The sequence below is a fragment of the Flavobacteriales bacterium genome, assembly GCA_016779995.1.
Lineage (GTDB): Bacteria > Bacteroidota > Bacteroidia > Flavobacteriales > UBA7312 > UBA8444.
Genome location: JADHMO010000004.1, coordinates 130,041 through 143,418 on the forward strand (window position 1 = coordinate 130,041; position 13,378 = coordinate 143,418).

15 protein-coding genes are annotated in these 13,378 nt (G+C 35.8%); 2 read left to right on the top strand and 13 right to left on the bottom strand.

Features of this window, described 5'->3' with window-relative positions; all coding sequences use genetic code 11:
- Positions 1-2: 2 nt before the first annotated feature.
- The 3 genes from ISP71_04420 to ISP71_04430 are packed head-to-tail and all read right to left on the bottom strand — an operon-like array spanning position 3 to position 4,547.
- Positions 3-1,631, bottom strand: coding sequence for a NarK/NasA family nitrate transporter (locus ISP71_04420; protein MBL6663331.1), 1,629 nt, complete (start codon positions 1,629-1,631; stop codon positions 3-5).
- Between the two features lie 18 nt (positions 1,632-1,649).
- Positions 1,650-3,197: an MFS transporter gene (locus ISP71_04425; GenBank protein ID MBL6663332.1), complete on the bottom strand. Its 1,548-nt coding sequence runs from the start codon at positions 3,195-3,197 to the stop codon at positions 1,650-1,652.
- Positions 3,198-3,227: 30 nt separating this feature from the next.
- Positions 3,228-4,547 carry an alginate export family protein gene (locus ISP71_04430; GenBank protein MBL6663333.1) on the bottom strand — a complete coding sequence of 440 codons (1,320 nt, stop codon included), beginning with the start codon at positions 4,545-4,547 and terminating at the stop codon, positions 3,228-3,230.
- A 143-nt stretch (positions 4,548-4,690) separates the two neighbouring features.
- Here ISP71_04430 and ISP71_04435 point away from each other — a divergent pair, with 143 nt between their 5' ends.
- Complete coding sequence (locus ISP71_04435; GenBank protein ID MBL6663334.1) at positions 4,691-5,155, top strand: hypothetical protein; 465 nt, start codon at positions 4,691-4,693, stop codon at positions 5,153-5,155.
- Positions 5,156-5,391: 236 nt separating this feature from the next.
- Here the strand turns inward: ISP71_04435 and ISP71_04440 are convergent, their stop codons facing one another.
- The 10 genes from ISP71_04440 to ISP71_04485 all read right to left on the bottom strand — a co-directional run bounded on the left by ISP71_04440 (position 5,392) and on the right by ISP71_04485 (position 11,802).
- On the bottom strand, positions 5,392-5,724 hold the full coding sequence (locus ISP71_04440) for a hypothetical protein (GenBank protein MBL6663335.1): 333 nt from the start codon (positions 5,722-5,724) through the stop codon (positions 5,392-5,394).
- A gap of 108 nt (positions 5,725-5,832) precedes the next feature.
- A complete protein-coding gene (locus ISP71_04445; protein MBL6663336.1) occupies positions 5,833-6,210 on the bottom strand; it encodes a hypothetical protein in 378 nt (125 codons plus the stop codon).
- Positions 6,211-6,214: 4 nt separating this feature from the next.
- Positions 6,215-7,126 carry a bifunctional molybdenum cofactor biosynthesis protein MoaC/MoaB gene (locus ISP71_04450; protein ID MBL6663337.1) on the bottom strand — a complete coding sequence of 304 codons (912 nt, stop codon included), beginning with the start codon at positions 7,124-7,126 and terminating at the stop codon, positions 6,215-6,217.
- A gap of 3 nt (positions 7,127-7,129) precedes the next feature.
- Positions 7,130-7,570: a molybdenum cofactor biosynthesis protein MoaE gene (locus tag ISP71_04455; protein MBL6663338.1), complete on the bottom strand. Its 441-nt coding sequence runs from the start codon at positions 7,568-7,570 to the stop codon at positions 7,130-7,132.
- Positions 7,560-8,639: a HesA/MoeB/ThiF family protein gene (locus tag ISP71_04460; protein MBL6663339.1), complete on the bottom strand. Its 1,080-nt coding sequence runs from the start codon at positions 8,637-8,639 to the stop codon at positions 7,560-7,562. The genes ISP71_04455 and ISP71_04460 overlap by 11 nt, the downstream gene beginning before the upstream one ends.
- 8 nt (positions 8,640-8,647) lie before the next feature.
- Positions 8,648-8,896: a MoaD/ThiS family protein gene (locus tag ISP71_04465; protein MBL6663340.1), complete on the bottom strand. Its 249-nt coding sequence runs from the start codon at positions 8,894-8,896 to the stop codon at positions 8,648-8,650.
- Positions 8,871-9,458 carry a molybdenum cofactor guanylyltransferase gene (locus ISP71_04470; GenBank protein MBL6663341.1) on the bottom strand — a complete coding sequence of 196 codons (588 nt, stop codon included), beginning with the start codon at positions 9,456-9,458 and terminating at the stop codon, positions 8,871-8,873. The genes ISP71_04465 and ISP71_04470 overlap by 26 nt, the downstream gene beginning before the upstream one ends.
- On the bottom strand, positions 9,455-10,189 hold the full coding sequence (locus ISP71_04475; protein MBL6663342.1) for a sulfite exporter TauE/SafE family protein: 735 nt from the start codon (positions 10,187-10,189) through the stop codon (positions 9,455-9,457). Before ISP71_04475 ends, ISP71_04470 begins: the two co-directional genes overlap by 4 nt.
- Positions 10,190-10,191: 2 nt before the next feature.
- A complete protein-coding gene (locus tag ISP71_04480; protein MBL6663343.1) occupies positions 10,192-10,539 on the bottom strand; it encodes a LysR family transcriptional regulator in 348 nt (115 codons plus the stop codon).
- 87 nt (positions 10,540-10,626) lie between these two features.
- Entirely contained in the window at positions 10,627-11,802 is a 1,176-nt protein-coding gene (locus ISP71_04485) for a molybdopterin molybdotransferase MoeA (protein ID MBL6663344.1), read from the bottom strand.
- Between the two features lie 97 nt (positions 11,803-11,899).
- Between ISP71_04485 and ISP71_04490 the strand changes: the two genes are divergently transcribed.
- A complete protein-coding gene (locus ISP71_04490; protein ID MBL6663345.1) occupies positions 11,900-13,378 on the top strand; it encodes a flippase in 1,479 nt (492 codons plus the stop codon).

Consider the following 13,378-nt stretch of genomic DNA (forward strand, 5'->3'; position numbering starts at 1 on the left):
ATTTATGGATTATCAAACTCTCTTTTTGGACCTTGATAATACCACCAGTTTAGGATAAGGCAAATTAGGTAATAAACCGCAAAGCCATATAGGGCGTATTCTGCGTGTCCTGCTTTTACTTGCTGACCAAAAACTTTAGGAATTATAAAGGCGCCATAGGCGGCAATAGCTGAGGTCCAACCCAAAACAGGTCCCGCTTTTTCTTTGCTAAATATGTAAGGGATACTCCTAAAGGTAGAGCCATTGCCTATTCCTGTAGTTAAAAATAAAACCATAAAAGCAATGAAGAATGGCCACCAATATGTTTCTGGTGTTTCTGTTCCTTTTGCTTCGACTACATAATATGCTACCGTTAGAGCTGCAATAATTTGAAATATCGTACTCCACATTGTAACTTTTGCCCCACTGTTTACTTTGTCTGATAATATTCCTCCTAGAGGTCTGATTAAGGCCCCAATTACTGGCCCTAAAAAAGCCCATAACATAATATTTGGTGCGTTGGGGTTAGCCCAGCTGGGGTCTTGAGGGTTAGAATAAACAAATATGTCTTGTGCTAGTTTTGGAAACACCATAGAATAACCAATGAATGAACCAAAGGTCATGGTGTAAATGATGGTCATTATCCAGTTATGTTTGTCACCTAATATAGAAAATTGTTTTTTGAGGTTTCCCTTAATCTCTGTTGGTGTGGCGTGTTTCATTAATAGTACTGCAACAACAACAACTATTGGTAAAACAATCCACATAGAGGTGTTTTTTAAGCCCCAATCTGCCCAAGGCAACCCTATTAGCATGAATGCCCCAATAGCCGCAGCGGTTATCCCCAAAACAACCATATAAAGTGTTTTGGACACTCCTTTTAGTGTGTTGGGAAGGCTTGGTGTTCCTGTAGAAACATTATTCATTCCAAAAAATGCTCCAAGGGTGGCTAACGCTATTAAAGGCACCCATACCCAAGCAGCGTTTTGTAAGCCCTCAAATGGAGCGCCTTTGGCCGTGGCTATCGACCCTGCGGTTCCTCCAAACAACGAAACCGTAACCACTAATGGTATTAATTTTTGCATAACACCAACCCCTAAGTTTCCTAATCCAGCATTCATTCCTAGGGCGTAGCCTTGTACTTTCTTTGGGAAAAAGAAGCTAATATTACTCATCGAAGAAGCAAAATTACCGCCGCCAAAACCTGAGAGTAGTGCCATTACAGCAAAAAACATATATGGCGTATTGATGTCGCTTAATGCCATACCGGTACCGATAGCAGGAATCAATAAAAGTCCTGTTGTAATAAAAATAACATTTCTACCCCCTCCTAAAGAGATAAGAAAAGAGTTTGGAAGCCGTAATGTGGCTCCCGCCAAACCAGCAATTGCGGGTAAGGTATAATACAAGTTGTTAATCTCTTTGAGTTTATTAATAAATTGGTCTGAGCCAGGAACAAGCCCGTCTGTTAAACCAAAATTAAAGCCAAACTCTTTCATATACTTAATCAACACCCCCCACATAATCCAAATAGAAAATGCTAGAAGTAGAGCAGGAATAGAACGCCATAGGTTTTTGTTTGCTATTTCTTTTCCTTTAGAGTTCCAAAAACTTTCGTCTTCTACATTCCAATCTTTTATGTTTACTGACATTTGATTTGTTTTTATTTGTTAGTATTCGTCTTGGTAATTTTTTTCTGGTGCTTTTAAGAATAGCAGGCAGTATAAAAAGCTTAAGGCTGCCCCTCCTGCAATAATGTAAAAGAAGGTTTTGTCATCTACCATAGAATAAATGACTAGATAGACAACAGCTCCAACGTTTCCGTATGCTCCTGACATGCCTGCAATTTGTCCTGTCATACCCCTCTTAATCATTGGTATGATAGCAAAGGTAGCTCCCTCGGCTCCTTGAACGAAAATAGAACAGGCAATGGTAATGATAATAGCAATCACAAACCACCACATTCCGTCGAACATAGGAACTATCGTTTGAACACCATCGATAACAGGCCCGTATTTTGCAATAAGCCCCATACAGAAAAATCCTATTGCTATTCCAATCATATAAACAAGCATTGTTTTTTTTCTATTAGCCATTTTATCAGACAAATACCCACCTAAAGGTCTAGCAAAAAGATTAACAAAAGCAAAAGAGGCGGCAACCAATCCAGCAAGAGTAGCTGTCATTATCATGTTTCCGCTTGAGTCGGTAAGGTTTTTAAATACGTTCTCAAAAAACATTGGCAACATAGATACCACCGCCAACTCAGCTCCAAAGTTTGCAAAATAAGTGCTGTTTAAAGCTGCAACGCTGCTCCATGGGTATTTTTTATTTTCTGGAATTCCTGCTTTTAAGTCGGGTAAGTTTGTTTGAAGTATTTTAATAACGTGGGCAACGTATATTAATGCCAACAACCCATAAATTATATTAAGCATCGTTTCTGGTAAAAATGGCTGTCCGTTTATAGATACTTTACCCACGCGCCAAGCTAAAAAACCCATAGCTCCTATTAAAGGAAAAGACCAAACTATATATTGTATAAGGTCGCCATAAGAAGTAACTCTCATGGGTTCTGCTTTGGGCGCGAATTTAATTTCTTTATCGGGGGGACAGTCTTCTACTAAAAAAGGGTAGGCAATACCATATAATAAACACACTAAGCCGTTTAATAATAAGGCGTATCTCCAACCGTCTTCAGCAAAGCCTAGCCAGTCTTGAAAAACAGTAATGGCTAACCAAGGTAGTGTCATAGCCGCAAAAGCAGAGCCAAAGTTTCCCCAGCCCGCATAAAACCCTTCGGCTCGTCCAATCATATGTTTTGGAAACCATATTGCCATCATCTTAATACCAATAACAAAGCCTGCACCGATAGTTCCTAACAATAATCTAGAAACCAAAAGTTGCATAAAGGTGTCGCCAAAAGCAAAAAAGAAAACAGGAATTGATGTAATAATCATTAGGCCTGAGAAAACACGTTTTGGTCCATACTTATCTATTAGGGACCCAACAACAATCCTTGCGGGTATAGTAAGAGCCACATTGCAGATAGCTAAAATCTTAATGTGGTCTTTGGTTAGCCAATCTATGGTTGCAAGCATTGTTGTTGCTAAAGGAGCCATGTTGAACCAGACGAAAAATGTCAAGAAAAAAGCAATCCATGTAAAGTGCATCGTTTTAATTTTTTCTTGGCTGAAGTCAAAAATCTTAAACTTTTCCATAATATAATTTGTTTGCGTTTTTAGTTTCGATTATCCCTTGATGAAGTTGGGTTTAAATACAATCATTAACCAGCCCCATTCGTTGCGTTCGTTGATGTCGCCACCTTTTAGATAGCCTAGTGTTTCGGTTGGTTCAAGAAATGAATAACCCGCTTTTATACTGACATCTTTAGACACGCTATATGCTAAACTCATATCCAACTCTGTTCCAAGGTGTTTGTCGGCTTCTGTTGTTCTTCCTGTTCTTGCAAATTCAGCATCGTCTTTCACACTAGCATTGGAGTGGAAATAGTGTAGGCTGGCTACAAAGGTGTAGGCATTTTTTTTATAAACTCCTGTTAGGAAGTAGTCGTTCAAACCAACACTATTAATGTGGTTTCCTACGAAAAAATAATCCATGTGTCCGTTAAACTTGTGATTTGTGCCATAAAAAGGATTAAAGGCGTGGTTCTTATCATTTGTTGTTAACTCACTATTTCCCGATAGCATTTCTAAGCCTGCGGTAGCCTTGAAGTTATCGCTCAATGGAAGTGTTCCGTCTATCTTGAAGTTATACGCTTGTATTTCTGTGTCAACAACATCAGCTTCTTCCCCTCTCTGTATATATCCTGCTATATGAATTAGTGCGTCTGAAGTGTTAAATGACAGTCTTCCACCCATTGTTTGACTGTAGTTATTTCTCCCACCGGTGATGTTTCCTTGAGAGTCAGTTAAAAACACTTGTTTTCCGTTGTTTAAAATAAGTGCACTTAGTTTGAAATTTGAGGCCTCGTGGTTATACCAAGCGTATTGGAAAGTCTTATATGTACCATTACTAGCCAACTGGCCGCTCAACCCTGCTTTGTCTTGGTTGTAAGCAGCTCCAAAATGAAGGTTATAATTGTTGTTTTTAAATTTCAAAATTGCTGCGTCGTGGCTTCTTGCTTGTTGTGTCCAATCAACACTACCAAAAATTCGATGATCATCATAAATTATTTCTTGACGACCAACTTTTAGCGAGTAATTAGGTTTTAAGAATACCTCTCCCCAACCTTCGTGTAGTGAGGTTAGCCCATCGCTTGACACTAATTGGGGTTGGCTTCCCCACACGCGAACATCTTGTAAACTAAACTTTACTTTGTATTCAGCAGACAAAAAACTCATATTTAACCTTGACCTTTGGTCAACAAAAGCCGCTGGATCATGGTTTGGAGAAGCGATTGTTTTGTAACCATGTCTATACTCTCCTCTAGGCCTTATCTCGCCTGACATTGTAAATTGGGCTAGAGAGTCTACGGAAAATAACAAAAGGAATAAAACTGTTAGGTGTTTAGTTAGGTGTCTTTTAGTGTTGGTTGTGTTCGCTTTCATCTTTGTGTGTTTTAAAAGTTATGTTTACAAACCTATTACCTGATTTTATTGAAAAAAATGACATAAATCATGTTTAAAAGTATGATTTAACTCATTTTTACGGTCATGCTTGAAGCTTAGTTTTGTTAAAAATTAATGTTGTTATGAAAAAGGAATTAATCTCTAAAGATATGGTGGATGGTCAGCTAGTGGAACAAACACTTAGTTTTTGGTTTAATAATGAAGATTTGCAGATTCGAAGTCCTTTTCCCGAGTATATTCGTCCCGACTTAAAGCGTACAGCAACACAAGCTTTTTATGTTTGGCTAAACGGCTTAAGCGAGGGGGCTGAAAAAGAACTTAATGATGAAATGATTGGTGAGAAATTCGAAGAAATTCTGTTTGAAGAAGGCTTAAAGCTTGTGCATACAGAAGACGAAAAAATAAGCATTAACTACCCTTTTTTGCCTCGTCTTAGTGATGTCATAAATGCTAATGACGAATCTGAAAAAAGTGTAATTATTGATCGTTCTGTTGTAAAAGAAGATGATGTGGTTTTCTTACTTATAAAGTTAGAAAAGGTGTCGGATAAAACTGTTTGGGAAACAAAATTCGAATTACCAAAATAAAGGCTTTAGCAGTTAAAAACACTAAATGTTGGGGGATGGGTAAAATTTGAAAGGTTTAATTTGAGAATGTCGTCATTCTCGTATGTTTTTAAGGTTAAAGCCGTTTCAATTGTTGGTTATTTATTTTATCTCCCAACTTTAGTGTTTAAGTATTTTGGTTATCAAATTTAGCTAAAACATTTCATCATAGCTAAGCATAGCTGTTTTATAGTTATTGTTGTAAGTGTCTTTATTTATTAGGGGCAACTAGCACCTAAGCTACAGGGGTATCGACCATTATTATTTATTACTATCTGAGCAAAGTCATAGTTCTGATAAGAAACAAAGATTAGGAAACCGATAGTAATTAGCTTCCAAATTGATTTAATCTCAAGTTTTATGTCTCTAATTATCTTAATCATCACAAGTAGATAGACGAAGGTCAATAGGATTATGTGAATAAGGAAATAATAGCCTTTTATACCTTCAATCCACATAATCAAAATGATAATAAAAAGAAAGAATAGGTTGAGGATTCCCCAACCAATACAGGTTGCTCTAAAAAAGTCTATCAATCCTCTTTTATTCATTTTAATTTTTAGTCATAACGTTGATAAAAAAACCATTGTATCGTTTAATTGATATCGGAGCTTAACTATTAAAAATAAGGGGGAATATGATTTTACCTAAACAACCTCTTATTTATCTAAATGTATTAGTTGGTCGTTTTTATAAAATTGGTGTTGTGTTTTTTCAAGACTTATCCATCGTATAAACTCGCCGTCAAGCTGGTCGTTTACATATTGTGCTTGTGTTAATTTTCTTCCGTTAATATCGTAAGTTATCCATACTCCGATTCTTTTTCCTTTATTGAATTCTCCCTCCATCTTCTTTGCTCCATTATGATAATACCATACCCAGTGCCCGTGGTTTTTTCCATCTTGTACCCCTCCAGTACTTCTAGCTTGACCACTGTTGTAGGTTGGTTCTTTTTCCTTTGTAGAAAAATGTAGTATCGACCAAATGAGTAAAATTATAACCGTTATTATCTTGTGGTGGCTGTTGTATTTAAACATTTTTCTAGTCGTGTCGAGCCCCTTTGAAAATTCTTAGAATATGCAATAATGACGGAAACAAAGCGTCCACACTTTGGCTGGCCCCATTAGTAGACCCAGGCAGTGTTAAAACTAAGGTGTTATTGGTAACTCCAGCAAGACCCCTAGAAAGTATGGCGTAGGGTGTTCGATTTTGTCCATAACTTCTAGCTGCCTCCATAATGCCAGGAATCTCTCTTTCAAGAAAAGGTCGAATTGCCTCTGGAGTAACATCCCTGGGTGATAGACCTGTTCCACCAACAAAAATGAGCAAATCTACCTCCTCATTAGTGCTTTTTTTAAAGACGCTTTGGATTTGTTCAACCTCATCAGGAATAATTTTATAGTTTGTGGTTCGAACGCCATTTTCTTGAAGTTTTTGAACAACAGTCTTTCCTGCTTTATCTTTCTTTTTTCCAACTGAAACGCTATCGGAACAAACTATAACGTGTGCTGTTGGGTTAGTTTTAAAACCGTCCTTAAAGTCTGATTTTCCTCCTCGCTTTTCCTTTAGTCTAATGTTGCAAATCTCTATCCCTTTGTCGATAGGTTTTAACATATCGTATAGGGTGAGTGCTACTAAAGAGGCCCCGTGCATGGCTTCAACCTCAACTCCTGTTTTATAGGTTGTTTTGACCTCTAGGTCTATGTTTATTTGCGTAGCGCCCAATTGATATGAAATATGGGTATATTCTATTGGTAAAGGGTGACAGTCTGGAATAAGTTCTGCTGTTTTTTTTACCGCCAATAAACCCGCTGCTCTAGCGATTTCTAACACATTTCCTTTAGGCACCTTGTTTTGTTTAATGGCGTCTATGGTTTCTGGTTTGCTTACCTTTAGTATTGCTTGAGCGTGGGCATATCGCAGAGTGGTGTTTTTGTGGGTGATGTCAATCATATATTATGTGTTGGTTTTCCATTGATAATTATCGTCCTCCAAAATTTCTTTGCCGAATATGGGGGCTTTTTCTTTTATTTCTTCCACCAAATATTGAATGGCGTTAAAGCAGTCTTTGCGGTGTGGAGAAGAAACAAAAACAAACAAACAAAGCTCGCCAACCTTAACTGTATTTAAACTGTGATAGATGTGGAGACAAGTTAGATCAAAGCGTTCAAAAGCAGCTTCTCTAATGTTTTTAAAAACCTCATTGGCCATGGGCTCATAAGCAGAGTATTCTATAGCCTTAACTTTTTTTCCTTCTATAAGGTCTTCTCTAACTTGACCCAAAAATATTTGATGAGCTCCAATCGAGGTTTTGTGTTGGTGTTTTCGAATAGAATCTGCTATAAAGTCTGATTGTATGGCTCCGTCTACAAATGTGTTTTTGATTTTATTTTTCATGTTGCTTTGTTGTGGTGTTTGGAAATTGTTTTATCCACTCATTTATTCCTCCTTTCAAACTTAAAAAAGAGGGCGTGTGCTTATTTTTTTCAACAAATTGACCGCTCCGAACACCAGACTGACAATACACTATTGTTAGCACGTCTTTTTGGGCTTCTGACGGCAATGTGCTATAACGCTCTAGTAAAGGTGGTTTTGGTAGTTCATTTGGTTCTCTTAAGTCAATAGTTTGTATTTTTTTTCCTGAGATAATATGCTCCATAACTTCGTTTGCACTTATCTCTCTGAGTGTTGTTGTGCATCTCTGTTTGTATTCGTTGTTATAAAACTCCTCTACTGATGGGGTTTTTTGGTGAATCTTATCAAAATGTATAGTCTGTGTTTGGTTGTCTAAGGCGTTTATTATGGTTAGCTTACCACTAAGAACCCGCCCTATTCCTAAAATAATTTTAATTGTTTCATTTGCTTGTAGAGTGCCTACTATTCCTGCCAAAACACCTAAAACCCCTTCTTCTGAACAACTCTTATAATGGTTGGGGGGTTGTGGAAATAAACACCTATAGGTGGGGCCGTTTTTATAATTAAAAACCGAAAGCTGACCTTCAAATTTATATATTGAGGCATAAACCACGCTTTTATTAGTTATTAATGCGGCGTCATTTATTAGGTAACGACTGTCGTAATTGTCTGTGGCATCTAATATTATGTCGTACTTTGCAAAAAGCTCTAAAGCGTTTGATTGAAGCAATCCTTCTGGGTGGGCGTTAATTGTTATTAAGGGGTTGTTTTTTGATAAGACGTTTTTAGCTGTCGTCGCTTTATTTTTTCCTATTGATGCTGTGTTAAATAGTATTTGGCGTTGTAAGTTACTTTCTTCAATCTTGTCAAAATCAGCTATTCCTATTGTGCCAACGCCTGCTGCGACGAGGTATTGAAGTGCCGGACAACCCAGCCCCCCAGCTCCCACCACTAAAACGCTGGCTTGTTTTAGTTTTTGCTGACCCTGAGCTCCAACCTCCTTTAGTAGAAGGTGGCGGCCGTAGCGTATGTGTTCTTTTTCTGAAATCATCGTTTTTTTTATCCTCCAGCGAAAGGGGGTAATAGTGCTATTTCGTCTTTGGCTTTTAGAGATTGATTGGCTTGTATTATTTTTTTGTTGCATACCAAAGTATAAACAGCGTCTTTTAGTGGCTTATATTTTGATAAAATAAGTTTGTTTAGGTGCTCCACAGTACTTGTGTTGTTGACCTCAAACTCTTCAAAATCGCAATTAGTTGCGTCTACAATAGAGCCAAAGTATTTAACAGTAATTCTTATGTTTTTCAAAATCTTCTGGGGTGTTTATGTTTGTTAATAATTTTTCATTAAAAAGAGGGTAATCATTGTGTACGTCTATTAGCTTGACCTTTATCAGTGATAATGCTTCTTTTACCTTTAGTTTTTTGTTTTTTAATTGGTTGTTAAAAACCTCAAAACAAGAGGTGTGATAAACCGCAGTTAGTGGATAGCTTTTGTTTTTGTAATAAGGCACAACAGCCTGATACCCCTCTTTTTTGCTAATCAAAAAAGAAATAAAATCTGAGTGTATGTGTGGATTATCACAACTAAGAAATATGTTCCAGTCTGTTTTAGAAATTGACAAGCCTTTGCATAAACCAGAAAGTGGTCCGCTATTTTTTACTTCGTCTTTAAAAACTGGGTGTCCAAAATGATTGTAGCTATCGTTGTTTGCTAGTATGACAATTGATTGGGCATGGTTCTTTAATGCGTTTAACACATACTTTACCATAGGTGTGCCGTTTAAAAACAATAAGCCTTTGTCTTGTCCCATTCTGCTGCTTTTCCCCCCAGCCAATACATAAGCTGTTAGTTCTTGCTCTTGAGTCATGTTAATAATAGTTTTGTGCTTGCTATAACCAAAACAAAGGCTAACAAGTAGTTTAGTTTTTTATTACTAAATTTTTTACTTCCAAAATAACCCCCAAAAAAACCACCGGCAACAGTAAGAAATAAAAAAATAGGCGTTTTTTCATCAATACTAAATTGTCCGCCACTAAAATTTCCTAAAAGCGCTGCTGCTGAATTCACCCAAATAAATAAGGCTGAAACAGCGGCGGTATGTTTTATTTTTCCCCATCCGAATAATAGTATTACTGGACTTAATATTATTCCGCCCCCTATTCCTATCATCCCTGAAAACAGCCCTATTAAAGCCCCAATTAATAACCCTTGCCATAGCTTTATGTTTTTTGTGTTTTTTTCCTCTGCTCCTAAGAGCCCCAATAATCTTAAGACTGAGAGTATCAACAAAACAGCTAATAGCTGTTTGTATATTGAAATGTTTAAACTTATCGTGCCTCCTAAAAATGCAAATGGTATGGATGTTATGGCAAAAGGGTAAAACAAACTCCACTTAAAGTGGTTTGCTCGATGATAGTTGTAAAAAGAAACTCCAGCCACAAAAAGGTTTAGAATTAATACTGTTGGCCTCATTTGGCTTATTGAAAAACCAAAAATTGCCATAAGAGCAAGGTATCCGCTTGCCCCTCCGTGTCCAACTGAAGCGTATAAAAACGCTACTAAAGGCAGTAGTATGTAAAAGAAGTTGTCTGGGCACATAATTAAAACTCTCTGAGGTGTTTTTCTAGTTTTTGATTTAAATATTGGTCGTGGTCTTTTGTAAGGTTTTTAAATAATTGAATTACTTTTTGTCCTTGTTTTGTAAGGGTTGTTCCTCCGCCCTGTTTCCCGCCAGTAGAACGCTCTACTAATGGTTGTGACGAAGCTTTGTTCATGGACTCAACTAATTTCCAAGCCTTTAAATAAGACATGTTCATAGATTTTGCCGCCTTACTTATTGAGCCTAACTCAGAAATAGCAAGTAATAAAGCTACACGACCCTCTCCCAAAAACGTTTCTTCTTGGGAAATAATCCACAGTCTACTTTTAATTGTTAGTTTATTTTTCATTAGCGTTATATTGAGTAGAATATAACGTTCAAAAGTATGTTTCTTCAAATAGGCAAACTATGATTTACATCATAATTAAAGCTAGATTTATGGTAGTATGTAGGCTGTTATTTTGTCACCAACAACTACATTTTGTTGAGGTTCAGGGAGGTACACCAGAGCATTTGCTTGTGCAAACGTGTGAAGCATTGCTGAGCTTTGTCCTTCTAATAGTTGCGCTTGTGACTGGTTTATTTTTGCTTTTAAAAATTGTGGCCTAGAGCCTTTTTTAACAAAGTTATTTTGAGAGATTAGTTCTCTTTTTTCGAGTTCTACATCCTTAAACCCGCTCATCATTTTCAATGATAAAAGAACATAATGATAAAAACATATTAAGGATGCTGATGGATTGCCGGGAAGACCAAAAAACAAGGTGGTTTCGTTGTGTCCAAAAAACATAGGTTTGCCTGGTTTTTGGTTTACCTTATAAAACACTTCTTTTACGCCTATGTTTAGAAGTGCTTGTTCTACATAATCGTAGTCACCAACCGATATTCCTCCGCTAACAATTACAACATCTGATGTTTTTGATGCTAATTCTAGTTCTTGAATAGTGTTATTTAAATCGTCTTTGACCCAAACTATATTGTTTGAGGTGTATCCGCTAGCGTTTAGTGCGGATGCCAACATTTGAGAATTGCTTTCATATATTTTTCCTGGCTCTAGCTTTTCATTTGACCGGCTTAGTTCGTTACCCGTTACAACTATACTAATACTTGGTTTTTGATAAACATTTATGTCGGTAATTCCTAAAGCTGTTAGAAATCCTATTCCTGCAGGATTTAATAGCGTTCCTTTGTTTAGGGCAATCTGATTTTTTTTGATTTGCTCTCCTATTGGTCTAATATTAGACCCTTTTATTGGTAGTTCTTGTAGATTTATCTCGTTTCCATTGGCTACAACTTTTTCTTGCATGACAACTGCTGTTGTACCTTGTGGTATCATTGCTCCTGTGAAAATTCTAGTACACTCTCCTTTTTTTAATGTTAAAGCTTGAACGTCGCCTGTTTTAACTTCAGCTATGACTTTAAATTTTGTTGTCGGTGATGAAAAACTTATTGCATAGCCATCCATAGCTGATTGGTGAAATGAGGGTAGGTTTATTGGGCTATAAACATCTTGTGATAAAACAAAACCAAGAGAGTCTTTAATGTGTTGTTTACTTTCTTTAAGTGAAAGAGTGTGTTTTCTTATCAGGGCTTTAGCGTCCTCTATTGATGTCATGGTTTGGTTTGTTTAGTTAGTTGTGTTCTTTAAATTATATATTTAGCAGCTCTGATAGAAAATTTTTATCTTATTTTTACATATCAAGATATGGTGAATGTCCTTAGTTAAAAAAATTGTTGGTCAGTCTGCGGTATATTTTTTTGGTACTGTTATTTCTGTAATAGTTGGTTTTTTCTTTAAAGTATACTTGTCTAGAATTTTAGGTGCTGATGCTTTAGGAATATATAGTCTAGGTATAACAACGATTGGTGTATTAGGAATATTTTTAAGTTTTGGATATGGCAATGGGCTTATTCGTTTCATTTCAAAGTACAAAGCTACTCAAAACTATAACAACCTTATTTCCTACCTTACTAATACTTCAATAATAAATCTGTGTGTTGTTCTGCCTATTTCTTTTTTATTTTATTTTTTTCCAGAAATTGTTGCTGATAACGTATTAAAAACTCCCAAACTTAAGGAGTATGTTCCTTTGTTTGGGTTTATGATGTTTGTAAATAGTTTTTTGATTTTAGCAGAACAAACTATTCGTGGTCTTCAAGAGGTGAAAAAAAGTACTATAATTAACACTTTTCTTAGGTTACCTTTTAAAATTGGTTTGGTTGTTCTATTTTTTAATTGGGGTTGGCAATTAGAGGGTTATATTATTGCTGAAGTTTTTGGCTCGGTACTAGCTTTTATTTTTCTAATAATTCTGATTAAAAGATTATTACCTCGTCTTTCGGATTTTAAAAGAACTAATTTTAATAAAGAAGAAAAAAAATATAGTCTAAATCTTCTTATAACTAATAGTGTTTTAGCTCTAGGAAGACACGGAGATAAAATTGTATTGGTTTATTTTTTGAGCACCTTTGAGTTGGGTATATATTCGGTAACTTTGACTATTGCTGCTTTTATGCCATTAGTACTAACTTCTGTAAATTCTATTTTTTCCCCTATTATATCTCAACTTCACTCACAAAACAAGCTAAAGGATTTAGAACATTACTTTCAATTAAATGGAAGGTATATTTTCTTATTAAGTTTTCCTTTAATGGTTTTTATTTTTCTTTTTTCTAAACCTATTATGTCCTTGTTTGGTAATGATTTTATTCAGGGTAGTGTTTTATTATCATTAATAGTAATTGGTCAGCTTATTAATGTTTCTATGGGGTCTGTAGGTTTAATGCTTCAAATGACAGGTTTAGAAAAACCTATGAGAGATATTTCAATAATCACTTCATTAATTTCATTTTTATTATACTTTGCGTTAATAAGCAAGTGGGGTTTAGTTGGTTTAGGTGTAGTTTATATTTTTAATATTTTATTACAAAATATTGCTTGTACTTATGTTTTGAACAAACACTTAAATATACATCTCTTTCATACGGAATATATCAAGCTTATAATCTTATTTTGCGGTTTATGTATTCCTAGTTATTTTATTATTGAAGGAATAAGTTTAAATCCTAGTCCTTTGTTTTTGGGAAGTGTATTAGTAATAATTTATGCGGTGTTTATCTTTTTATGGTTTCTATTTTTTTCTAAAAAAGATCTTCCTCAAATTTTGAATACTATAAATTTTAAACGTTAA

What these genes read in the sequence shown, in the direction of transcription:
- ISP71_04420 (MBL6663331.1), bottom strand. Translation starts at nt 1,631, where the DNA reads ATGTCAGTAAACATAAAAGATTGGAATGTAGAAGACGAAAGTTTTTGG.
- ISP71_04425 (MBL6663332.1), bottom strand. Translation starts at nt 3,197, where the DNA reads ATGGAAAAGTTTAAGATTTTTGACTTCAGCCAAGAAAAAATTAAAACG.
- ISP71_04430 (MBL6663333.1), bottom strand. Translation starts at nt 4,547, where the DNA reads ATGAAAGCGAACACAACCAACACTAAAAGACACCTAACTAAACACCTA.
- ISP71_04435 (MBL6663334.1), top strand. Translation starts at nt 4,691, where the DNA reads ATGAAAAAGGAATTAATCTCTAAAGATATGGTGGATGGTCAGCTAGTG.
- ISP71_04440 (MBL6663335.1), bottom strand. Translation starts at nt 5,724, where the DNA reads ATGAATAAAAGAGGATTGATAGACTTTTTTAGAGCAACCTGTATTGGT.
- ISP71_04445 (MBL6663336.1), bottom strand. Translation starts at nt 6,210, where the DNA reads ATGTTTAAATACAACAGCCACCACAAGATAATAACGGTTATAATTTTA.
- ISP71_04450 (MBL6663337.1), bottom strand. Translation starts at nt 7,126, where the DNA reads ATGATTGACATCACCCACAAAAACACCACTCTGCGATATGCCCACGCT.
- ISP71_04455 (MBL6663338.1), bottom strand. Translation starts at nt 7,570, where the DNA reads ATGAAAAATAAAATCAAAAACACATTTGTAGACGGAGCCATACAATCA.
- ISP71_04460 (MBL6663339.1), bottom strand. Translation starts at nt 8,639, where the DNA reads ATGATTTCAGAAAAAGAACACATACGCTACGGCCGCCACCTTCTACTA.
- ISP71_04470 (MBL6663341.1), bottom strand. Translation starts at nt 9,458, where the DNA reads ATGACTCAAGAGCAAGAACTAACAGCTTATGTATTGGCTGGGGGGAAA.
- ISP71_04475 (MBL6663342.1), bottom strand. Translation starts at nt 10,189, where the DNA reads ATGTGCCCAGACAACTTCTTTTACATACTACTGCCTTTAGTAGCGTTT.
- ISP71_04480 (MBL6663343.1), bottom strand. Translation starts at nt 10,539, where the DNA reads ATGAAAAATAAACTAACAATTAAAAGTAGACTGTGGATTATTTCCCAA.
- ISP71_04485 (MBL6663344.1), bottom strand. Translation starts at nt 11,802, where the DNA reads ATGACATCAATAGAGGACGCTAAAGCCCTGATAAGAAAACACACTCTT.
- ISP71_04490 (MBL6663345.1), top strand. Translation starts at nt 11,900, where the DNA reads ATGTCCTTAGTTAAAAAAATTGTTGGTCAGTCTGCGGTATATTTTTTT.